Source organism: Bombella dulcis, from assembly GCF_026385505.1.
Taxonomy (GTDB): Bacteria; Pseudomonadota; Alphaproteobacteria; order Acetobacterales; family Acetobacteraceae; genus Bombella; species Bombella dulcis.
The window spans coordinates 551,492-571,903 of the sequence record NZ_JANIDV010000001.1 but is presented as its reverse complement, the minus strand read 5'-3'; the positions used below and the strand labels follow the sequence as shown (position 1 = coordinate 571,903).

Genomic DNA, 20,412 nt, shown 5'->3' with positions numbered 1-20,412 from the left:
AGCTCCTGGGGCAGTCTGGCCCGTTCTTCTGAAAAACGGGCCAGACGGTTTCTCAAGGTTGGGTCGAGCTGTTGCCGTCAGCCATGCGGGAATTGTGGTAGCCGTAGAAACGGTATGTCAGTGCGCCGATCACGAAGTAGGTTACCAGCAGGATGACAGGGACTGGATTGCCGCCCAGCAGGGCGTGGATCATGTTGAAGAGCAGCGGCAGAATCATGATCAGGCAGAAGATGATGCCCAGCACCGGCGTGATTCCCACCCAGAGGCCCTGGATGCGGATGCCGCCGAGAGGCACGTTGAAGGGCCGTTTTATGTCGGCAGCATGATTGCGCTGCCAGATGACGGTGAAGCAGACCATCGCAAAGGCGAGTGCCGTGCCCAATGAGACAAGGTCGCTGATGATGTCGATGGGCAGGGTTGCCGTCATCAGGGCAATGATGCCTCCCATGATGAAGGTGCCATGAGCCGGGGTACGGTAGCGGGCGTGAATCCGGCTGAAGATGGCAGGGATCAGCCCATCCCGTCCTGTGGTCAGGAGAATGCGGGACTGCCCGTACATCAGGCCGAGCAGGACGGAGGAGAGACCGATGGTAGCCCCTCCATTCACGAGCAGGGCGAGCCACGGCTTGCCCATCGCCTGCGTGGCCACAGCCAGAGGATCAGCCACGTTCAGCTTGCCATAGGGTACGATTCCCAGAAGGACCGCTGCCACGGCCACATAGATCAGCGTACAGATGATCAGGCTGCCAATAATGCCGATCGGAATGTCCCGGGTGGGATTGCGGGCCTCCGATGACGCCGTGGACACGGCCTCGAACCCGCCATAAGCAAAGAAGATGATGGAGGCGGCCCGGAAGATGCCTGCCACACCGAAATGGAAATGCTCCTGTGCAGGAGGAATGAAGGGGAACCAGTTGGCTGGCGTGATGTAGCCGATCCCGATGATCAGGAAGAGGAACAGGACACCAATTTTCAGGGCGACCACAAGTGAGTTGAAACGGGCCGATTCTTCCACCCCACGGGCCAGCAGGGCCGTGACCAGAAGGACGGAGACGAAGCCGATCAGGTCCAGCCGCCATCCGGCTGTCAGGGCCGTCCCTTCAGAACCGGGAACAGGCTGGAGACTGGTCTGGGTCAGCCAGACGGGAAGATGGATGTCAAAGATGCCCAGCAGGGAGTTCATGTATCCTGAAAGGCCTGCCGCCACGGCGGTACAGGAGATGCCATATTCCAGCAGCATCAGCCAGCTGACATTCCATGCGGCCCGTTCTCCCATGGAAATATAGGCGTAAGAGTAGGAGGAGCCTGATACGGGAAATGTGGAAGACAGCTCCCCATAACAGAAGGCCGTGAACAGGCAGGCTGCCGCTGCCACGAGGAAGGAGAGCAGCACGGCAGGACCGGCATATTCCGCTGCCGCTGTTCCGGTCATGACATAGACGCCGGCTCCAACGGTTGTCCCAACCCCCATGAGCAGTAGCTGCGTGGCTGTCAGACTTCTCTTGAGCGTAACGGAGTCATTTTCCGCTGTAATCTGGCTCATGCTCTTGCGCCGTGGGTTACGGCGTCTGGTGGGATGGGAGGAATGTTTACGCATAAAGACGGTGGATCATCCGGAAAAAGGTGATGGATCGGGAGAATGAGGAACGGGTGGTCATTTCATGATGAGGGCGGTTTCATGGTGGAGTTGTGCCGCCCGTAGAGCAGATAGGTCGCAAAACCCAGTCCCGTATACAGGATGAAGAAGATCAGCGGGATGAGATTGCCATGCAGGGTCACGTTCAGGATGTTCAGCCCCAGAGGGACGATCATGCAGAGGCAGAAGAGAATGCCAAGCAGGGGAGTGATGCCCAGCCAGAGTCCCCGGATGCGGATTCCCCCTAGCGGTACCTGGAAGGGGCGGGGTGTGCCCGGTGCCCGGTTGCGCTGCCAGATGACGGTGAAGCAGACGATGGCAAAGGCCAGCGTCGTGCCGATGCAGAGCAGATCACCCAGCAGGGCGATGGGCATGGTGGCACTCATCAGCCCCATGATGAGGCCGAGGAGCAGTGTGGCCAGCCAGGGTGTTCTGAAACGTGGATGCACGATGCCAAAGAAGCGTGGCAGCAGGCCATCATGGCTGATGGCATGGACCATGCGGGAGATGGCATAGAGCAGGCCGATCAGGACGGAGAACAGCCCGACCGTAGCCCCGGTATTGATGAGGAAGGCCATCCACGGCTTGTGAATCAGTCCTGTGGCGATGGAGAGAGGGTCTGCGGCATCCAGCATCTGATAGGGGGCAATGCCCAGCAGAACAGCCGCCACGGTGACATAGACCAGCGTGCAGATGATGAGACTGCCGATGATGCCGATTGGCACATCCCGTGTCGGGTTACGGGCTTCCGCCGCAGCGGTGGAGACGGCTTCAAACCCCCCATAGGCAAAGAAGATGATGGATGCTGCCCGGAAGATGCCTGCCACGCCGAAATGGAAATTCCCCTGTGAGGGAGGAATGAAAGGATGCCAGTAGGCAGGGTGAAGGTAGAACAGGCCAACCCCGACAAACAGCACGAGCACGCCAATCTTGACGGCAACGAAGACCGTGTTGAAACGGGCGGCAGTCTCAATGCCCCTTACGAGTACCAGACTGATGAACAGCATGACGGCAAGGCCGATCAGGTTCATGCTGTGATGGAAGGTCAGCAGCCCGCTGCTGGAGTGTGGAATGGACTGGAAGGTCGTCTGGGAGATGACATCCGGGATGTGGACACCAAACCCCTTGAGCAGGGAGGTCAGATAGCCGGCAAAGCCGGCCGCCACGGCCGTTCCGGCGATGCCATATTCCAGAAGGAGCAGCCAGCCGGTCACCCAGGCCATTTTCTCGCCCATGGAGAGGTAGGCATAGGCATAGGCCGACCCGGAGACGGGAAAGGTGGATGCAAGCTCCCCATAGCAGAGGGCCGTGAACAGGCAGGCTGCCGCAGCAATCAGGAAGGAAAGCAGGACGGAAGGGCCGGCATATTCTGCTGCCGCCGTGCCGGTGATGACATAGACCCCCGCACCAATGGCCGTACCAACCCCCATGAGCAGAAGCTGCGTGGCTCCGAGGCTGCGTCTGAGGCCCTGCTGCTCTCCGGAAGACTGTATCTGGGACAGGGTTTTGCGGCGTGCTCTGTTCATGGTGTTTCAAGATGCGGCATGGGGTGTCACGAGTCCTGGCTGACGGCCTGAAAATGGTATGATACCGGAATGTTTTCTTTCTGGCGTTCCGGAGCGGATTTGTAAATTACGCTCCGGCCATTTTTCTGTGGCTAGAGGTGAAAATGGAGCAGGCAGGCACTGCCAATGCCTGCCAGAAGGCAGTAGACGCCGAAACCGGTCAGGGTATGTCCGTTTTCTTCCCGGAAGAAGCGCAGGAGCAGGCGGGAGCAGATCAGGGCCGTGATGCCTGCCACGACGGCACCGACCAGGGACTGTGTGATCATGGTATGGGACAGATGGACATGGCGGAGCTGCCACGCTTCCTTTGCCGTGGCGGCCAGAATGACCGGCTGTGCCATGAGCAGGGAAAAACGGGTGGCTGTCAGATGATCCAGTCCCCGCATCAGCCCGCCATTGATGGTTGCTCCGGAGCGTGAAATGCCGGGGAAAAGGGCCAGACACTGCCAGAGGCCAATGATGAAGGCATTTTTCCAGTCAAGCTCCCGCGTCTGGTATGTGGTCCTCAGCGTATCCTCAAGGGAGCGGCGGCGCATGATTTCGGTCACGATCAGCAGCAGCCCGTTGAGGGTCAGGAAGCCAGCCACCATGAGCGGGTTGGCGAAGACATGTCTCAGATGATGTTCGAACAGCCCTCCCATGATGACGGCCGGTATGGTGGCGATTACCAGCAGGCTGCACAGACGCACGGCCTTGTTGCGGTTCTTCGCACTCTGGCGGGGGGAGAAGAGGCCCAGCAGGATGGCCCGCCAGACGTGCCAGAAGACATGGGCCAGAGCCAGCAGGGTCCCCACATGCAGCATGGTCAGGAAGGGGAGAAAAGTCGGGCTGTGTTCATCCAGCGGCCAGTGCAGCAGGCCGGGAAGAAGGACGGCATGGCCAAGGCTGCTGACGGGGAAAGGTTCCGTGATGCCCTGAACTATGGCGAGAATGAGGGCCTGAAAAGTTGTCATACGGAACCATGATCCATGCAGTGGGGGAGGAAATGGGGGAAAAGCCGAGCCTGACGCTGGTGAGAAATGCTTACATATGGTAGCGGTAACAGATTGTTGCTTTTCATGAAATCAGCGTCTCCTGCGGTCAGGCTAGCAGAAGGGAACGTGAATTTCGAGGTGTCTATGTGGTCGATCCTTAAAGGGCGTGCCGGAGCATTCATTGCCAGCAGCTGTGTTCTGGTGGCTGCCGGCGGGTTCGTGGCTTACGGGCTGGGCCTGCTGGCGGGGCCGGATCGGCACATGACAAGCTATCACGCCACGTTCAGTTCCACGAACGGGCTGGATAACGGGGCTGACGTTGACCTTGGCGGGGTTACCGTGGGACGGGTGCGGGCCATCACGCTCAACCCGGAAACGGCCGTCGTAGATGTGCTGTTTTCCGTGCAGGATGACCTGAAGCTGCCGGTGGATACGGCCGTGGCCATTGCGGCCCCGACCATCGGGGGGGACAATGCCCTGCAGCTCCTGCCCGGCAGGTCCGGCAGGGTGCTGGCGGCTGGGGCTACCATCCTTGACGCCCATCCTCTGCTGTCGCTGGAACAGCAGATCAGCAATTACATTTTTGGAGCGGGCAAGCTCTGAGGATCGTGAAGCCCCGCCGGATGGGTTTCCCGGCGGGGCGTGATGATCAGTCGTTGGTCGGGTAGGAGGCCAGCAGACGCTTCTGCTTGATCCATGAACGGAGCGTCCCGAAGATGCCGGAGCTTTTCCAGCCCTGCTTCTTTTTGGCGGCGCCGATGAGGAAGGTCTGCCTGTAATGGTAGAACTGGGTACGGTAGGCCTCGACAAGGGTCGTGCGCCGGTCCCAGATATGGATGGCTTCTGATCCGACACCGTTGATCTCGATGATCTGGAAGTCTTCTCCGCGCTTCATGGCTTCAGGCGAGGCGACCTTCAGGTCGATCCGGCCGAAATGGAAATCCGGGATGTCCAGCATGATGGCGTTGATGCGGTCCGTGAGAGCCGGGGTGATGTCAGGCCGTCCGTCCCGGAAGATGGACCCCTTGCAGTGATTGCCTGCAAAGAGAAGGGACACGGTCTCCCCGGCAGGGAGGACTTCCTGTTCCCGGCCCTTGATGCGGGGCATGTAGAGCTGCGGCACCTGGCTCATGCGAGGGTCGGCCATGATGAGTTCCTGGAGGGTGGAACGGCCATTCCCGATCAGGACGGGGGATTCCTTGTAGGTCAGCGAGGTGATGCGGCCGACAGCTTCATCAGGATGGCGGATGAAGAAAATGCCGACTTCCAGCGGATAGGTAATGAGCTTCTGGACCATCAGGGCCGTTCCCGCCCGGAAGAGTGGCAGCACCTCACGCAGCATGTCCAGCGACGAGATCAGCTTAACCCCCGTGCCGTTGCAGCCAATGTCGGGCTTGAGCACGACGGGAAAATCAACGTCGATCGCCTTCATGGCAGCGAGTACATCCTCAACGGCCCTGGGGCCGTTCCGGATGACACGATACGGGGCGATGGCCTTCTGGGCTGTCGGGCCTGCCATGTCCAGAATGGAGCTTTTGCTTTCCCCGCAGAGGCCACCAGTTTCAATTCTCGGATTTGCCGCCGTGGAAATGGTGAGGTCTCGATAGCGGAGGCCCATCAGGATCCAGTAGATGACAATGGGGGTATAGAAAATGCTGTCTGGCCAGAATTCGAAAAGGGACAGCGTTTTATGATCGGCAGCAGGTATTTTCATGAATTTATTTATATACTTCCGCGATGCAGGTGGCTGACAAAACGTCCCATCAGCAGAATGCACAGGACGAAGCCGACAATTCCCGCCCATCGCCAGCCACCCTGATGTGCCAGCAGCCACCCGCCAACACGCAGGGCAAGGAGGAAGAGTAGGCTTGTCCAGACCAGCGTGGCACCGATTGCCGTCAGGGAGAAGGCAAGGAAGGGAGCACGGAAAAAACCGCAGGCCGTATAGAGCGGCAGGCGGCTCCCCGGTACGAAGCGGGAAATGGCAACGACACCTATGATATTGCGGGAGAACCAGCGTCTGGCCTGTTCCTCACTCGGGAGGGTGAGAAAACGGCGGAGAAACGTCCAGCGGCTCCCTGCCAGACCGAGACCATAGAGTCCTATGTCCCCTACGGCAACGCCAGCATAAAGGCTGATCAGGGCCACGGGAATGGAAATCTGCTCCCCTTTGGTGGCAATGGCCGCCAGAACGGTTGCAACATCTTCGAGGATAAATGTACCAAGAATGACGGAGGAGGCTTTCAGCCATATAGGCTGGGACGCCATGATAGCGGTGATACGGATCACAGAAAAACGGTCCTGGCTATGGTTGGCGAGGTTGTGCCACGAAATGCTCCCGTTCGCAATTGGCAGGGCGGCAGGAATGCTCCTGTCCTCATGAAGGTTAGGTGAAGCGTGACAGAAAACGGAATGATGAAAAGGCGCAATTTTCTGGTCGCCGCTGCTGGTGGTCTGGTGGCGGCCGGGACGGGGCTGCCTGCCTGGGCGCAGGCTGCGGCAGGGGAGAGCTATGCGGCATTTCTGAGCGGTCTGCGCCAGCAGGCTCTGGCGGCTGGTATGCCCTCATCCATCGTGGAGCAGTCCCTCGCTCTGGCCCCGGCTCCGAATCAGGATGTGCTGAAACTGGACCGGCACCAGCCGGAGTTCACCCTTACATGGGCACAGTATCGTGATCGTGTGGTTTCCCCCACACGGGAGGAGAAGGGACAGCAGACCTACCAGCAGGTCAGAAATTCCCTCTCATCCATAAGCGAACGGTTCGGCTGTGATGACGACGCCGTGATGGGCATATGGGGGCTGGAATCAGGCTTTGGAGAGCGTCAGGGGCGTTTCAATGTCATCGAGGCTCTGGCGACACTGGCCTATGATGGACGGCGGGCAGCCTTTTTCCGGAGCGAGCTGATCAAGGCCATGCAGATTCTGGCGAGAGGGGTCATCAGCCCCTCCGACATGCTGGGCAGTTATGCCGGAGCCATGGGGCAGCCCCAGTTCATGCCGAGTGCCTACCTGCGCTTTGCGGCGGATGGAGACGGGGATGGTAGATGCAACATCTGGAGTTCGGAGCTGGATGTGTTTGCGTCCATTGCCAACTATCTTGGCCGGTCCGGCTGGCAGCGGGGAGAGCCGTGGGGTGAGGAAGTGGCGGTACCGCTGGGCAGCAACGGGCAGTTCACGTCATTTGCCGCCACGAAGTCCCGCCACGCTCCCGTGCACCCCGTCAGCACATGGCAGGCCCTGGGCGTGAGACCGGTCCAGTCTTCTGGTTTTCTGGCACCGCAGGCCACGGGTAGCCTGCTTCAGCCGGATGGTCCCGGTGGACAGGCCTTCCTTGTTTATCGTAATTTCCGTGTCATACGGGCCTATAATCCTTCTGACTATTACGCATTGGCGGTTGGGATTCTGGGCGGTAGGATAACCCGGTAAATCACGATATCTGGAGTTGCCCAGTGTAACTTGCTGCGGGGTGTCGTAACTAACGGTTTTTCATACAAGGTTCCGCTCTCGTGGCGGGGCGTGCAGTGCGGGGATTGACGTGCAGACAAGACGTTCTCTCATGGGGGGAGCTGCCGGTTTTTCGGCGTGTTCCCTGCTGGCATTATCACGGGTCGGGCATGCTGCCGGGATGCACCGGCAGGGGCGTGCCCATCAGGCCGGGCAGGACAGGGCAGCAGACAGTGCGATGGCCGATTCGGCCATGGGCGACGCCATGACTCCGATGGGCCCCATGCCGACCTCTGCCCGCTGGGCCTACATCCTTGACAGCACGACCAGTACGGTGCTGCTCAGCCGCAATGCGGAAGAGCGCATGCCGCCGTCATCCCTGACCAAGATGATGACGGCCTATGTCGTTTTTGCCTTTCTGGCATCCGGCCGCATCCGGCTGGAGCAGGAGTTCCCTGTCAGCTCCAAGGCCTGGAAGATGGAAGGCTCCCGCATGTTTGTGCCGCTGGGCAGTTCCGTCAGTGTGGAGAACCTGATCCGTGGGATGCTCATCCAGTCCGGCAATGATGCCTGTGTCGTGCTGGCGGAAGGTATTGCAGGGTCGGAAGAACGGTTTGTTGTCCTGATGAATGAGGCGGCCCGTCGCATAGGTCTGCGTAATTCCCATTTCATGAACGCAACGGGCCTGCCTGCTGAGGACCACTACATGTGCGCACACGATGTGGCCACGCTTGCCCAGCGCATCATCTGTGATTTTCCGCATTATTATGGCTTCTTTGGGGAGAAGGAATTCACCTTCAACCATATCCGGCAGGGTAACCGGAACGTGCTGGTTGACAAGGGGCTGGCGGACGGGCTGAAGACCGGTCACACGGATGCGGGCGGGTTTGGTCTCTGTGCCAGCTCCGAGCGGAACGGGAATCGGGTCATCGTGGTCATCAACGGGACATCCTCCACGAATGAGCGTGCCCATGAGGGTGAACGGCTGATGAGCTGGGCGTTTTCCAGTTTCGAGACGGTCCAGTTCCTCCATAAGGGGCAGGTGGTGGAACCGAATGCTGCCGTGTGGAATGGTGAGCATCGGAGTGTCGGTCTGGCCGTGGCGGAAGATGTCAGCCTGACCATTCCTGTCGGCTGGTCTTCCAGGGTGCAGATCAGTGTGGATTACCCGTCTCCCATTCCGGCACCGGTAGCGGAGGGGCAGAAATCCGGCCATATTTCCGTTGGCCTGCCGGGGCAGCCGCAGGTCTATTCATCGCTCTATACGGTGGAGGCCGTGGCTGAGCTGGGCTTTGTCGGGCGGCTCATGGCACGGTTCGGCCATGCCCCGCAATAAGCAGGCGGGACTGTTCATCACTCTGGAAGGCGGCGAGGGAGCGGGCAAGACGACACAGCTTGCCCGTCTTGTCGGAAGGCTGGAAAGTGAAGGGCTGCCTGTCTACCGGACACGGGAACCTGGTGGTACTCCGGCGGCTGAAGCCCTGAGAAAACTTCTGCTTTTTGGCGATGAACATTTCTGCTGGCAGGCTGAGATCATGACCCATATGGCGGCTAGGGCCGATCATCTTGCCCAGGCGATCCAGCCCGCCCTTGAAGAGGGCAAAATTGTTATCTGCGATCGGTTCCATGATTCCACATGGGCCTACCAGGGCTATGGCATTGGTGAAGGCAGACGGGAGGTGCTGGATTATATCAGCTCCCTGCGGCGGCTTGTTGGTGGTGAGCCGGACGTGACGTTCTGGCTTGATCTCCCCTGTGAGCGTGCCCGCCAGCGTGTGGCGCAGCGTGGGGGGAAAGTGGACCGTTACGAGGGGCAGAAGATGCAGTTCCATCAGCGTGTGCGGGAAGGTTTCTGGAAGATGGCGGAGTGTGACCCTGACCGCATCGTGAGGGTTGATGCCAGCCAGTCCGTGGAAGAGGTGCAGGAGCATCTTTACAGGCTGGTACATCAGCAGCTTGCTGGCAGGGCTGCGTGAAAGACAGCCTCCCGGAGCCACGTCTGGCGGCGCCTCTTTATGGTCATCAGGCAGCGGTACAGCAGTTTGAAGAATCCTTTGCTTCCGGGCGGCTGCATCATGCGTGGCTGATTTCCGGTCCTTCCGGTGTCGGGAAGGCGACGCTGGCGTTTCATCTGGCACGCAGGCTGCTGGGAGGCAGTGATCTGAGCAGCCCTGCTGGACGGCGCATCTCTGCCGGAACACATGGCGATCTCCTGACAGTCGCCCGGAAGATGGACCCACGGAAAGGACAGCTGAGGGGGGAGATCACGGTTTCTGACGTCCAGCCCGTCCAGAGCTTCCTGCATCATACGGCCACGGAAGGTGGCTGGCGGGTCGTGATCGTGGACGGACTGGAGAGCCTGAACCGGTTTGCCGCCAATGCCCTGCTGAAAATTCTGGAGGAGCCACCGCCGAAGGCTGTCCTGTTCCTGACGACATCGTCACCGGGTGCCCTGCTGCCGACATTGCGGAGCCGCTGCCGTCCTCTGGTTCTTTCCGGGCTGGGTGGTGGTGACATGAGGGCTTTGCTACCAGACCTGCCGGAAGAGATTCTTCAGCGTGCCCATGGTTCGCCGGGGCGTGCCCTGTTTCTGGCGCAGGACAGGGATGGCATCTGTGCGTCACTGGTTGCCAGAGCGATGGCGGGGGAAGAGCTGGATCATGACAACTGGGTGATCATCAGCCGGCTTGCTCGTGACGCGGACGGTTTTGCGCTAGTATGTGATCTGCTGGGTGAAGCCTTGGCAGCCCGGGCCAGAGAGGCGGCCTGTTCGGGTAATCTGGCTCTGGCTGCTGGTATGGCGGAACGGACCCGTCGGCTGGGGCAGATACGGATGCAGAGCGAGCGTTTCAATCTTGACAAGGCCGAGGCTATTCGGGAAGCCCTTGCTCTGGCCCGCAGCGGGCCGGAAGACTGAACATCGATTTTGGAAGAACTTGGATAACAGGACGGACTATGACACGGCGTTTCACCATCACGACCCCCATTTTCTATGTGAATGGTGCGCCGCATATCGGCCACGCATACACCTCCATTGCCTGTGACGTGATTGCCCGTTTCCACCGGCTGGACGGGAATGACGTGCTGTTCGTCAGCGGGACGGACGAACATGGGCAGAAAGTGGAGCAGAGCGCAAAGGCGCAGAACGTGCCCCCTCAGGAGTTTGCTGACCGCATCTCCCAGAGTTTCCGCCAGATGCAGACGGACATGGCCGTCCAGACGGATGAATTCATCCGTACGACAGAAACCCGCCACAAGAAGGCTGCCCAGACCCTCTGGAAGAAGGTTGCCGAGAGTGGCCATATCTATCTTGATGCCTATGAGGGCTGGTATTCCACACGTGACGAGATGTTTGTCGGTGAGGATGAGATCACCACACATCCGGATGGCAGCCGGACAGCTCCTTCCGGTGCGCCGCTTGAGTGGGTGCGGGAGCCGTCCTACTTCTTCCGCCTCTCCGAGTTTCAGGACAGGCTGCTGAGGCTCTACGAGGAAAATCCCGATTTCATCGGCCCTCATGGTCCGAAGCGGGAAATTATCAGCTTCGTGAAGCAGGGATTACGGGACCTTTCCATCAGCCGGACCAGCTTCCGCTGGGGTGTGGAGGTGCCGGGTGACCCGGATCACGTCATGTATGTCTGGTTTGATGCGCTGGCGAATTACCTGACAGCCGTGGGCTATCCCGATCTGGAAGACCCCCGCCATGTTCACTGGCCTGCCGATGTGCATGTGGTGGGCAAGGAGATCATCCGTTTTCACTGCATCTACTGGCCGGCCTTCCTGATGGCAGCCGGTCTGCCCCTGCCGAAGCGGGTGTTCGCCCACGGCTGGTGGACCGTCGAAGGCGAGAAGATGAGCAAGTCTCTCGGTAATGTGCTGGACCCCAAGAAACTGGCTGATGAGTTCGGTCTGGACCAGCTGCGCTTCTTCCTGATGCGGGAAGTGCCTTTCGGTGGTGATTCCAACTTCAGCCGCCGGTCGCTCATTACCCGCATGAATGTCGAGCTGGCCAATGACCTCGGTAATCTTGCCCAGCGGACGCTCAGTCAGGTGGCCCGCAATCTGGAGGGTGTCCTGCCGGAACGTGGCACGCTGACCGAGGATGATGGGAAGATTCTGGCCCAGGCGGCCCTACTGCCGACCCTGACCCGTAATCATGTTGAACAGCTGGCCATCAGCGATGCGCTGGAAGACATCTGGAAGCTCATCCGGGAGGCCAATGCCTATATTGACCGTCAGGCCCCGTGGATTCTGAAGAAGGAGAACCCGGCCCGTATGGCGGATGTCCTGCGTGTTCTGGTGGATGTGATCCGTACCGTAGCCACATTGCTTCAGCCTTACATGCCGGACACGATGGAGAAGATGCTGGATCAGCTGGGTGTGGAAAAGGATGAGCGTCACATTGCCGCTCTGGAAACACCATTGCCCGGTGGCCGTGTCCTGCCCAAGCCGCAGGGTCTGTTCCCCCGCTTTGTGGAGGAAGAAAAACAGGCATGAAGGGGCTGATCGACACACATTGTCATCTGGACAGGCTAGAAGACCTGCCCGCCGGGCTGGATTTTGCCCGACAGGCGGGGCTGGCCGGGATGATCACCATTGGCACACGCTGGTCGGAGCGGGCGAAGCAGAAGGCCCTGACGGAGCATGACAGTCCGGACCTCCGCATCTGGTATGCGCTGGGCACGCATCCTGACCACGCCCATGAAGAAACCCTGCCCAGCCTTGATGAGATGCTGGCAGAGCTTGAATCTCCCTGTGTGGCGGCCATCGGTGAATCGGGCCTTGATTATTTTCATGGCACGGAGGAAGTGAAACCGGCCCAGCATGTGTCCTTTCGCCGCCATATTGAGGCCGCCCGTGTGGCGGGTCTGCCGTTGGTCATCCATACAAGGCAGGCGGATGATGACACCATTGCCATTCTGCGGGATGAGCATGAGAAGGGGGCGTTTCCCTTCCTGATCCACTGTTTCGCTTCTGGTCCGAAACTGGCAGAGGCGGCACTGGAACTGGGCGGATATTTGAGCTTTTCCGGGCTTCTGACTTTCAAGAAATGTGAGGAAATTCGGGACGTGGCCCGTCATGCGCCGGAGGACCGCATTCTGGTGGAGACGGACAGTCCATTTCTGGCCCCCGTGCCCAAGAGGGGCAAGCCCAATACGCCGGGTTATGTCGTTCATACGGCAGCCCGTCTGGCGGAGGAGCGGGGGCTGACGGAGGAGCGTCTGGTGGAGGTCACGCAGGCCAATACGCGGCGTCTTTTCACAAGGGTGGTTGCATGAAAATCACGATTCTCGGTTGTGGAGGCTCCGCCGGTGTCCCCATGATCGGGGGAGACGAAGGGGCGGGGACAGGTCTCTGGGGCGTCTGTGATCCGGCGAACCGGCGTAATCACCGTCTGCGGTCTTCCGTCGTGATTGAACATGAGGGGTTCCGTCTTCTGGTTGATAGCGGGCCGGATTTACGACAGCAGATGCTGGCGAACGGGCTGACCCATGTTGACGCCGTGTTCTATACGCACGCTCATAGCGACCATATTGGCGGGCTTGATGAGCTGCGGGCGATCAATCGTGTGATTGGCCGTCCCCTCCCGCTTCTGGCCAGTGCGGACGTGCTGGCCGAACTGCGGCAGCGTTTTGATTATGCGTTCCGTCCCTGGGAGGGGGGAACCTTCTACCGGCCATCTTTTGACGTGCAGGAAATCCCTGATTACGGGCCGATAAAGGTTGGTCCGCTGGAAGGACATGTCTTCCCGCAAAGGCATGGCTGGATCACAAGCCTGGGTGTACGTTTCGGCCCGTTTGCCTACTGCACGGATGTGGAAAGTTTTCCGGAAAGATCACAAGTCCTGCTGCATGATCTGTCATGCTGGGTTGTGGGCTGCTTTCAGCGGGGAGAGCATCCTTCCCACGGCTGGCTCGGGCGTGTACTGGAGTGGCGGCAGCAGTTCAGACCTAGCCACACCGTTCTGACTCATATGGGGCCTGACATGGATTATGACATGCTCCGCAAGGAACTGCCGGATGATGTCAGGCCTGCATGGGATGGCATGGAACTGAGCGTATAGAAAAGCCTTCAGGCCGCCTGTTCGGCCTGTTCCAGACGGATGCAGAGAAGCCCCTGTACCCAATAGGGCATGGCAGGGAGATTGATCTCGACATTCCGGGTAGCATCACCCCGTCTGGCTGAGGGGATTGGCAGGGACCATTCCTGCGCACCAACAAATAGCGTCAGTTCCACCAGAGTGAAGCCGGACAGGTCGGGGGCTGACATGTCAAGGCAGATATAGGCTGTTTCGGCAGGCAGAACGAAATTGTACCAGCCCTTATTGTGACGCTGGCAGGGAATGGCATCGCCCGTGGGCAGGGTCAGGCGCAGTCCGGTCTCAACCGCAGGGACGGTCTGAAAATGCGCCATGTTTCCCGTCTGCATATAGCCATAATGGGATGGGTTTTGCAGGATGTTTTCTGTCAGCGTTGCCATCATGAATACCCTAGCTTGAGGTCCGTTCTACAGGGACAGGCTAGGGAAAGAATTTGAAGAAAAAATGAATTAATAGGGAATATTTTTGGGTCTTATTATTTATATCTATTTACTGACCATTTAACAGATGGAAACAGACTTCATGAAAAACAGAAAAGGCAGACACCATCACGTGGAAAATGCCGGTGTCTGCCCTGGGAATGAAGGTTTTTGTCTTATTCCGGCGGGTAAATCTGAGGATAGGTGACCTTGTCAGAGGGGCCGGGTGGCTGGGGGCTGCCCTGTCGACCGCAGGCACTCAGCCCCAGAAGGAAAATACCACCCATGAGGGCCAGCATGGCCCCCTTCATCACGGAGGACTGAAAAAAGCGCATGATCATTTCTCCGTTGAGGACTGTTCCAGGCGTTCCAGCCATGTCCTGGCCTGGGCCTGCACATTGGCCGGAGCCGTACCACCGTGGCTGGTGCGGGAGGCAAGGGAGGATTCCACGGTCAGCACATCATAGAGGGATTCAGTGATGCCGGATTCTACGGCCTGCATGTCCTCAAGGGAGAGATCAGCCAGATCGCAGCCCTTCTGCTCTGCCAGACTGACAAGACGCCCCGTGACATGATGGGCCGTACGGAAGGGCAGGCGCAGCTCCCGTACCAGCCAGTCAGCAAGGTCCGTGGCGGTGGAGAAACCGGCCCCGGCCAGTTCCCGCATCCGTTCCTTGTTGGGTTTGAGGTCCCGGATCATCCCTTCCATGGCAGCCAGAGACAGGGTGATGGCTGTCGTGGCATCAAAAACGGGTTCCTTGTCTTCCTGCGTGTCCTTTGCATAGGCCAGCGGAAGGCCTTTCATGACTGTCAGAAGTCCGATGAGATCACCGGTGATGCGGCCAACCTTGGCACGGACCAGCTCGGCAGCATCCGGGTTGCGCTTCTGCGGCATGATGGAGGAGCCGGTGGTGAATGCATCGGAGAGATGCACGAAATTGAAGGCCGCAGAGGCCCACTGCACGATCTCTTCGGACAGGCGGGAGAGATGCATGGCCTCCATGGAGAGGACAGACAGATATTCCAGCGCAAAATCACGGTCAGACACGGCATCCAGCGAGTTCGCCGTCGGACGGTCGAAGCCGAGGGCCTGTGCCGTCATGTCCCGGTCGATGGGGAAGGACGTACCAGCCAGGGCGGCAGAACCGAGCGGGCATTCATTCATCCGGCGGCGGGCATCACGCAGGCGGGACGCATCCCGGGCGAGCATTTCCACATAGGCCAGCAGATGATGGCCGAAGGTGACGGGCTGTGCCACCTGAAGATGGGTGAAGCCCGGCATGGGCGTGTCGTGATAGTCCAGCGCACGGCGGGCCAGGGTCCGCATCAGGGCTTCGGTCTGTTCGACGACGCCATCAATGGAGTCACGCACCCAGAGGCGGAAATCGGTGGCGATCTGGTCATTGCGGGAGCGGGCGGTGTGAAGGCGTTTCCCGGCCTCGCCGATCCGTTCGGACAGGCGGGATTCGATATTCATGTGAATATCTTCCAGTGCCGGGGAGAAGGCAAAGCGGTCTTCTTCAATTTCCTTGGCAATATCTGCCAGACCCTGCTGGATTTCAGCTTCCTCTTTTCCCGTCAGCAGGCCAACCTTGCGGAGCATGGCGGCATGGGCGAGGGAGCCGCGGATGTCCTGCCGCCAGAGAATCCGGTCAAACCCGATGGAAGCGTTGATCTCTTCCATGATGGCTGCCGGGCCGCTGGCAAAACGGCCACCCCATTGCGGGTTGGCGGCTTCGGCCTTGGAGGACTGGTTTGCAGGGGAGGCGTTGCTGGTATTATTGTGCGTCATGAGGACCGATATGATCAGAAACTGGAAAAAGATTCGTACATGCGCCGTTCTGGCGGGCTGGCTGAGTGTAGCGGCTGCGGGCCTGTGGCACAATTATGCGCAGGCCGATGCCTTGCAGAGTCTTCAGGAGCTGGAGCCGGAGCCGCCCCTGTCCGCTCCCGTCATGCTGCCCGTCACGGGGCTGGGAGGGACGAAAGCGACCTTGCCCATGCAGGCTGGCAGGCCGTATATGCTGCATTTCTGGGCGACATGGTGTACGCCCTGTCGGGAAGAACTGCCCAGACTGGCAGCATTTCTGGATAAAAATCCTGATCTGCCCGTCATTCCCGTTGCGCTGGACAGCGGACTGCCCGAGCAGGTGCAGGCGACTTTACCCCGTCTCCATGCCGAAGGTCTCCCGGTCTGGACAGCGGCCCGCCAGAATGTGGAGCCGTTCCTGAAGAGTCTTCAGGAGCCGGGACTGCCCATGACGCTGCTGATTGATGCGCAGGGACAGGTGCGGGCCATTTCCGATGGTGGTGTGGACTGGAAAGAGACCGGAGCCGCTGGCACGGTCCGGTCCCTTCTTCACCAGGTGGAATGAAGGAAGGTCATGATGAGCCAGCAGAATGAGGCAGGCCGTTTTCTGGGTGAGGATGAGAGCCGTCCTTACCATGTCCATCAGGCGGTAGTGGATAGCCCTTTTGTCATGATCAGCGACCATGCCGGTCGGATGGTGCCGGAGAAGTTAGGTGATCTGGGGCTGCCTAGGGATGAATGGGACCGGCATATCGCTTATGACATTGGCATCCAGGAGGTGGGCAGACACCTCCAGCAGGCTCTTGGCTGCCTGCTTGTGGAGCAGGTCTATTCCCGTCTTGTGATCGACTGTAACCGGGCTGCAGGTCATCCGACCTCCATTCCACCCGTCAGTGATGGTGCGCCGGTGCAGGGCAATCAGGGTCTTTCAGCCGCAGAGAGGCAGCAGCGGGAAGATGCCATCCTCCATGCCTATCACGATGAGATAGAACGCCATCTGGCCCGCAGAAAGCTGGATGAAACCCTGTTCGTGTCTCTGCACAGTTTTACGCCCGCCATGCAGGATGGGCAGGCACGTCCGTGGCATATCGGCCTTCTGCATGACCATGACCCCCATTCGGCTCGACTGATGCGGGAGCTTCTGGAGGATGAGGGTGATCTCTGTGTGGGGGATAACCAGCCTTATGTCCTGAATGTTCAGAATGAATATAGCGTGCCGTACCATGCCGGGCGGCGGAATCTGCCGGCTCTTGAGATCGAGATAAGGCAGGACCTCATCAGTGATGAGGCAGGGCAGCGTCTCTGGGCGGAGCGTCTGGCCCGTCTGCTGCCTCTTTTTTGGGAAAAACGGAAGGATCATATGTGACAATGGATGGAAAAACCAGACTGGCCGGGATAATTGGCTGGCCGGTGGAACATTCCCGGTCTCCCATGCTGCATAACCACTGGTGCCGGGTGCATCAGATCAATGGTGCCTATGTTCCTCTGCCGGTAGAACCGGGACAGCTGGAAACGGCCCTGAGGGGGCTGGTAGCGGCCGGTTTCCGGGGTGTGAATGTCACGATTCCACATAAGGAAGAGGCTTTCCGCCTCTGTGATGAGCTGACGGAGACAGCCCGTCGGGCTGGGGCGGCCAATATACTGCGTTTTGCAGAGGGGCGGATCATTGGGGACTGCACGGATGGGACCGGCTTCTGCGACAATCTTCTGGCGCATGACGTGGCGTTGGAAGGGCGTGCCCTGATTCTGGGTGCCGGTGGGGCCGCCCGGGCTGTGGCCGCCTCCTTGCAGGATCGGGGCTGTGAGGTCTTCATTTCCAACCGCACGGCCGCCCGGGCTGAGGCTCTGGTGCAGGCACTGGGGACAGGAACCGTTCTGGACTGGGCAGAGTGGCCGGACCGGCTGGGAGAGATGAATCTGCTTGTCAATGCGACATCGCTGGGCATGGGGGGGCGTGGGGATGTGGACTGGCCCGCTCTATTGCAGGCGGGACAGGCTGGGTTGGGTGTGGCGGACATCGTCTATACGCCACGGCAGACATCTCTGCTGAAAGCCGCACAGGAGCGGGGTTTTCGCACCGTGGATGGGCTGGGAATGCTGATCTGTCAGGCAAGGGCCGGGTTTCAGGCATGGTTTGGTGTGTTGCCGGACGCTGATGAAGCCAGTTTTGACCTTCTGGCACAGGACCTCGCCCGGCATGGTCTTTCCTGACAATGTGATGATCGGGGCCTGTCCGTGAAGGTTCTGGGGCTGACCGGTGGCATGGCGGCGGGAAAGAGTACGGTGGCGTTACTGTTCCGCAAGGCCGGTGTGCCGGTTTTCGATGCGGATGCCTGCGTCCGTCAGCTTCAGGCCCCTCATGGGCGGGCGGTCCCGGCCCTGCGGAAGGCTTTTCCCGGCACCGTGCATGATGGTGTGCTGGACAGGGCGGCTTTGCGCCGTCTGATTGCTGCCGATTCAACAGTCCTGCCCCGGCTGGAAGCCATCATCCATCCGCTTGTCAGGCAGGAGAGGCAGGCCTTTCTGAAACGCTGTCGGTCCCGTCAGGTGCCGCTTTGTGTTCTGGACATCCCCCTTCTGTGGGAAACCGGGGCGGACCGGGACTGTACGTTCGTCATGGTGGCGGTAGCGCCGCTGTCTGTCCGTCTGTCCCGTATCCAGCAGCGTTACAGGAGAGGTGGCCGGATGAGTGCAGCGGATGCAGAGGCCCTGCTGGCCCGGCAGATGCCGGACCGGGAAAGGCGACGTCGGGCCGATATCGTGATAGAAACGGGCCTGTCCCGTGCCCATGCGGCCCGTCAGGTCCATGCCCTTCTGGCCTCCCTGCGGCAGATGCGTGAAAGAAGATGACATGACCCGCTCCATTCTCTTTGATACCGAAACAACAGGGCTGGACCCGGATACCGGGGACAGGGTGATCGAGATTGCCGCCCTGGAGTTGGTGAATGACCTGCGGACAGGGAATTATTTTCATGTGCTGGTGAATCCCGAACGGGACATTCCGCCCGAGGCCACGAAGGTTCACGGTTTCACGCTGGCGGACCTTGAGGGGAAACCTCTCTTTGCTGACATCGCTGATGAGTTTCTGGCCTTCATCGGTGACGGGAAGATGATTGCCCATAATGCGCCGTTTGACTTCAAATTCATCAATGCAGAGCTGAAGTGGGCAGGGCGGACACCGCTGGATTATGACAGCCGTGCCATTGATACCGTCATCATGGCCCGGAAGAAATTCCCCGGTATGCCCGCCAATCTGGACGCTCTCTGCCGCCGTTTCGGGATCGACCTTTCCGAGCGTGGCACTCACAATGCCCTGCTGGACTGCCGCCTGCTGGCCGATGTGTATGTGGAACTGATTGGCGGGCGGCAGCGTGGCCTCGGGCTGGGCAGTGACCGGCAGCAGTCATCTGCCTCTGGTGGGACGAGGAAGCGCAGGGCCGTGACGGGCCGCAGGGCACGCCCCATGCCCCCACCGGATGAGGCCACTCTGGCCCGCCATGCTGAATTTCTGAAAGGCCTGTCCGACCCGATCTGGTTGCAGGAGTGAAGCGGGTCCTCTTCATCACGGCGCATCGTCTCGGTGATGCCGTGATTGGCATGGGGGCCTTGGCCGGGCTGATGAAGCGTTACCCGCAGGCTCGGTTCACCATTGCCTGTGGTCCGGCCGTGCAGGACCTGTTCCGTCACATGCCACGGTGTGAACGCATCATCGTGGTGGAAAAAAAATCTCATAACCGGCACTGGCTGGCTTTGTGGTGGCAGGTTGTGCGGTATCGCTGGGAGGCTGTGGTCGATCTGCGGTCATCACCTCTGGCCTATGCGCTCTGGAGCCACGTCCGGCATGTTGTCAGAGGGGGCAGACAGCCGGGGTTGAAGCTGGAGCAGCAGGCCCGCTCTCTGGGGCTGGAGCAGCTCTGTCGCCCTCATGTCTGGCTGGGGCAGGAGGAGCAGGAAGAGGCGGCTCGTCTTCTGCCCGGTGAGGTCCGCTGGGTGGCTCTGGCTCCGACAGCGGGAACGGAAATGAAAATCTGGCCTGCTGCGGCCTTTGCTGCCCTTGCCGAACGGCTGGAGAGGTACGGACTGCATCCGGTCCTGTTTTATGGGCCTAGTGAGCGTGAAGACAGGCTGGCCGCTCCTGCACGAGCGGCCATGCCGGACGCTCTGGATATGGGGGGACGGTATACACTGGCGCAGGTGGCGGCTCTTCTGGCCCGATGCTCTCTGTTTGTAGGGAGTGATTCGGGGCTGATGCACCTGTCTGCGGCACTGGATGTGCCAACACTGGGGCTGTTCGGTCCCAGCCATGCGGCGCAATATGCTCCTTCAGGCCGCTGGGCAGAGGTGCTTGAGGCTCCCGGTCCGCCGGGGGCAGGGGCAATGGAGGACCTGAAGGCGGAAGATGTCTGTCAGGCCACCCTCTCTCTTTATGAACGCTCAGGAGAGCGGTAAGAATCAGTCACCACT

Annotated in this window: 22 protein-coding genes; 14 read left to right on the top strand and 8 right to left on the bottom strand. The window is 59.8% G+C overall.

Annotated elements, in window-relative coordinates:
- Nucleotides 1-52: 52 nt before the first annotated feature.
- The 3 genes from NQF87_RS02585 to NQF87_RS02575 form a co-directional block, all read right to left on the bottom strand.
- Nucleotides 53-1,597 (bottom strand): APC family permease, encoded by a 1,545-nt coding sequence (locus NQF87_RS02585; protein WP_266126854.1) that lies wholly within the window; start codon nt 1,595-1,597, stop codon nt 53-55.
- A gap of 62 nt (nt 1,598-1,659) precedes the next feature.
- Nucleotides 1,660-3,162, bottom strand: a complete 1,503-nt coding sequence (locus NQF87_RS02580; protein WP_266126853.1) for an APC family permease — start codon at nt 3,160-3,162, stop codon at nt 1,660-1,662.
- Nucleotides 3,163-3,293: 131 nt separating this feature from the next.
- Nucleotides 3,294-4,154, bottom strand: a complete 861-nt coding sequence (locus NQF87_RS02575; protein ID WP_266126852.1) for an undecaprenyl-diphosphate phosphatase — start codon at nt 4,152-4,154, stop codon at nt 3,294-3,296.
- A gap of 165 nt (nt 4,155-4,319) precedes the next feature.
- On the opposite strand from NQF87_RS02575, the gene NQF87_RS02570 reads away from it, so the two are divergent.
- Complete coding sequence (locus NQF87_RS02570; protein ID WP_266126851.1) at nt 4,320-4,778, top strand: MlaD family protein; 459 nt, start codon at nt 4,320-4,322, stop codon at nt 4,776-4,778.
- Nucleotides 4,779-4,824: 46 nt separating this feature from the next.
- Here NQF87_RS02570 and NQF87_RS02565 read toward each other — a convergent pair whose 3' ends face one another.
- Both NQF87_RS02565 and NQF87_RS02560 read right to left on the bottom strand, forming a co-directional pair.
- Complete coding sequence (locus tag NQF87_RS02565) at nt 4,825-5,889, bottom strand: ATP-grasp domain-containing protein (RefSeq protein WP_266126850.1); 1,065 nt, start codon at nt 5,887-5,889, stop codon at nt 4,825-4,827.
- 8 nt (nt 5,890-5,897) lie between these two features.
- A complete protein-coding gene (locus NQF87_RS02560) occupies nt 5,898-6,464 on the bottom strand; it encodes a DedA family protein (protein WP_407651978.1) in 567 nt (188 codons plus the stop codon).
- Between the two features lie 126 nt (nt 6,465-6,590).
- On the opposite strand from NQF87_RS02560, the gene NQF87_RS02555 reads away from it, so the two are divergent.
- The 7 genes from NQF87_RS02555 to NQF87_RS02525 all read left to right on the top strand — a co-directional run bounded on the left by NQF87_RS02555 (nt 6,591) and on the right by NQF87_RS02525 (nt 13,683).
- A complete protein-coding gene (locus tag NQF87_RS02555; protein ID WP_407651994.1) occupies nt 6,591-7,601 on the top strand; it encodes a lytic murein transglycosylase in 1,011 nt (336 codons plus the stop codon).
- Nucleotides 7,602-7,731: 130 nt separating this feature from the next.
- Nucleotides 7,732-8,955, top strand: a complete 1,224-nt coding sequence (locus tag NQF87_RS02550) for a D-alanyl-D-alanine carboxypeptidase family protein (RefSeq protein ID WP_266127034.1) — start codon at nt 7,732-7,734, stop codon at nt 8,953-8,955.
- Nucleotides 8,942-9,595: a dTMP kinase gene (gene tmk, locus NQF87_RS02545; protein WP_266126848.1), complete on the top strand. Its 654-nt coding sequence runs from the start codon at nt 8,942-8,944 to the stop codon at nt 9,593-9,595. The genes NQF87_RS02550 and tmk overlap by 14 nt, the downstream gene beginning before the upstream one ends.
- Nucleotides 9,592-10,536, top strand: a complete 945-nt coding sequence (locus NQF87_RS02540) for an AAA family ATPase (RefSeq protein ID WP_266126847.1) — start codon at nt 9,592-9,594, stop codon at nt 10,534-10,536. Before tmk ends, NQF87_RS02540 begins: the two co-directional genes overlap by 4 nt.
- Nucleotides 10,537-10,574: 38 nt before the next feature.
- Complete coding sequence (gene metG / locus NQF87_RS02535; protein ID WP_266126846.1) at nt 10,575-12,116, top strand: methionine--tRNA ligase; 1,542 nt, start codon at nt 10,575-10,577, stop codon at nt 12,114-12,116.
- Nucleotides 12,113-12,898 (top strand): TatD family hydrolase, encoded by a 786-nt coding sequence (locus tag NQF87_RS02530; protein ID WP_266126845.1) that lies wholly within the window; start codon nt 12,113-12,115, stop codon nt 12,896-12,898. The genes metG and NQF87_RS02530 overlap by 4 nt, the downstream gene beginning before the upstream one ends.
- Nucleotides 12,895-13,683 carry an MBL fold metallo-hydrolase gene (locus NQF87_RS02525; protein ID WP_266126844.1) on the top strand — a complete coding sequence of 263 codons (789 nt, stop codon included), beginning with the start codon at nt 12,895-12,897 and terminating at the stop codon, nt 13,681-13,683. The genes NQF87_RS02530 and NQF87_RS02525 overlap by 4 nt, the downstream gene beginning before the upstream one ends.
- Before the next feature lie 8 nt (nt 13,684-13,691).
- On the opposite strand, the gene NQF87_RS02520 is transcribed toward NQF87_RS02525, so the two are convergent.
- The 3 genes from NQF87_RS02520 to argH form a co-directional block, all read right to left on the bottom strand.
- Nucleotides 13,692-14,033, bottom strand: a complete 342-nt coding sequence (locus tag NQF87_RS02520; RefSeq protein WP_266126843.1) for a hypothetical protein — start codon at nt 14,031-14,033, stop codon at nt 13,692-13,694.
- 281 nt (nt 14,034-14,314) lie between these two features.
- Entirely contained in the window at nt 14,315-14,473 is a 159-nt protein-coding gene (locus NQF87_RS02515; RefSeq protein ID WP_266127044.1) for a hypothetical protein, read from the bottom strand.
- Between the two features lie 2 nt (nt 14,474-14,475).
- Complete coding sequence (argH, locus tag NQF87_RS02510) at nt 14,476-15,930, bottom strand: argininosuccinate lyase (protein ID WP_266126842.1); 1,455 nt, start codon at nt 15,928-15,930, stop codon at nt 14,476-14,478.
- A 10-nt stretch (nt 15,931-15,940) separates the two neighbouring features.
- Between argH and NQF87_RS02505 the strand changes: the two genes are divergently transcribed.
- Genes NQF87_RS02505 through NQF87_RS02480 form a run of 6 tightly spaced genes read left to right on the top strand, consistent with a single transcriptional unit; the run spans nt 15,941 to nt 20,397 of the window.
- A complete protein-coding gene (locus NQF87_RS02505; protein WP_266126841.1) occupies nt 15,941-16,513 on the top strand; it encodes a TlpA disulfide reductase family protein in 573 nt (190 codons plus the stop codon).
- 12 nt (nt 16,514-16,525) lie between these two features.
- On the top strand, nt 16,526-17,314 hold the full coding sequence (locus NQF87_RS02500) for an N-formylglutamate amidohydrolase (RefSeq protein WP_407651993.1): 789 nt from the start codon (nt 16,526-16,528) through the stop codon (nt 17,312-17,314).
- 2 nt (nt 17,315-17,316) lie between these two features.
- Entirely contained in the window at nt 17,317-18,159 is an 843-nt protein-coding gene (locus NQF87_RS02495; RefSeq protein ID WP_266126839.1) for a shikimate dehydrogenase, read from the top strand.
- A gap of 24 nt (nt 18,160-18,183) precedes the next feature.
- Nucleotides 18,184-18,798, top strand: a complete 615-nt coding sequence (coaE, locus tag NQF87_RS02490; RefSeq protein ID WP_266126838.1) for a dephospho-CoA kinase — start codon at nt 18,184-18,186, stop codon at nt 18,796-18,798.
- A 1-nt stretch (nt 18,799) separates the two neighbouring features.
- Nucleotides 18,800-19,495, top strand: coding sequence for a DNA polymerase III subunit epsilon (gene dnaQ, locus NQF87_RS02485; RefSeq protein WP_266126837.1), 696 nt, complete (start codon nt 18,800-18,802; stop codon nt 19,493-19,495).
- The gene (locus NQF87_RS02480) at nt 19,492-20,397 is read left to right on the top strand and encodes a glycosyltransferase family 9 protein (protein ID WP_266126836.1); all 906 of its coding nucleotides are present in this window, start codon (nt 19,492-19,494) and stop codon (nt 20,395-20,397) included. The genes dnaQ and NQF87_RS02480 overlap by 4 nt, the downstream gene beginning before the upstream one ends.
- Nucleotides 20,398-20,412: the final 15 nt, after the last annotated feature.

Excerpts from the sequence above, each read along its gene's own strand:
- NQF87_RS02525 (WP_266126844.1), top strand. The coding sequence starts at position 12,895 with ATGAAAATCACGATTCTCGGTTGTGGAGGCTCCGCCGGTGTCCCCATG.
- dnaQ (WP_266126837.1), top strand. The coding sequence starts at position 18,800 with ATGACCCGCTCCATTCTCTTTGATACCGAAACAACAGGGCTGGACCCG.
- NQF87_RS02515 (WP_266127044.1), bottom strand. The coding sequence starts at position 14,473 with ATGCGCTTTTTTCAGTCCTCCGTGATGAAGGGGGCCATGCTGGCCCTC.
- tmk (WP_266126848.1), top strand. The coding sequence starts at position 8,942 with ATGCCCCGCAATAAGCAGGCGGGACTGTTCATCACTCTGGAAGGCGGC.
- NQF87_RS02555 (WP_407651994.1), top strand. The coding sequence starts at position 6,591 with ATGAAAAGGCGCAATTTTCTGGTCGCCGCTGCTGGTGGTCTGGTGGCG.
- NQF87_RS02530 (WP_266126845.1), top strand. The coding sequence starts at position 12,113 with ATGAAGGGGCTGATCGACACACATTGTCATCTGGACAGGCTAGAAGAC.
- NQF87_RS02495 (WP_266126839.1), top strand. The coding sequence starts at position 17,317 with ATGGATGGAAAAACCAGACTGGCCGGGATAATTGGCTGGCCGGTGGAA.
- NQF87_RS02550 (WP_266127034.1), top strand. The coding sequence starts at position 7,732 with ATGGGGGGAGCTGCCGGTTTTTCGGCGTGTTCCCTGCTGGCATTATCA.
- NQF87_RS02520 (WP_266126843.1), bottom strand. The coding sequence starts at position 14,033 with ATGGCGCATTTTCAGACCGTCCCTGCGGTTGAGACCGGACTGCGCCTG.
- NQF87_RS02505 (WP_266126841.1), top strand. The coding sequence starts at position 15,941 with ATGATCAGAAACTGGAAAAAGATTCGTACATGCGCCGTTCTGGCGGGC.
- argH (WP_266126842.1), bottom strand. The coding sequence starts at position 15,930 with ATGACGCACAATAATACCAGCAACGCCTCCCCTGCAAACCAGTCCTCC.
- NQF87_RS02570 (WP_266126851.1), top strand. The coding sequence starts at position 4,320 with ATGTGGTCGATCCTTAAAGGGCGTGCCGGAGCATTCATTGCCAGCAGC.
- NQF87_RS02565 (WP_266126850.1), bottom strand. The coding sequence starts at position 5,889 with ATGAAAATACCTGCTGCCGATCATAAAACGCTGTCCCTTTTCGAATTC.
- NQF87_RS02580 (WP_266126853.1), bottom strand. The coding sequence starts at position 3,162 with ATGAACAGAGCACGCCGCAAAACCCTGTCCCAGATACAGTCTTCCGGA.
- NQF87_RS02575 (WP_266126852.1), bottom strand. The coding sequence starts at position 4,154 with ATGACAACTTTTCAGGCCCTCATTCTCGCCATAGTTCAGGGCATCACG.
- NQF87_RS02500 (WP_407651993.1), top strand. The coding sequence starts at position 16,526 with ATGAGCCAGCAGAATGAGGCAGGCCGTTTTCTGGGTGAGGATGAGAGC.
- NQF87_RS02585 (WP_266126854.1), bottom strand. The coding sequence starts at position 1,597 with ATGCGTAAACATTCCTCCCATCCCACCAGACGCCGTAACCCACGGCGC.
- metG (WP_266126846.1), top strand. The coding sequence starts at position 10,575 with ATGACACGGCGTTTCACCATCACGACCCCCATTTTCTATGTGAATGGT.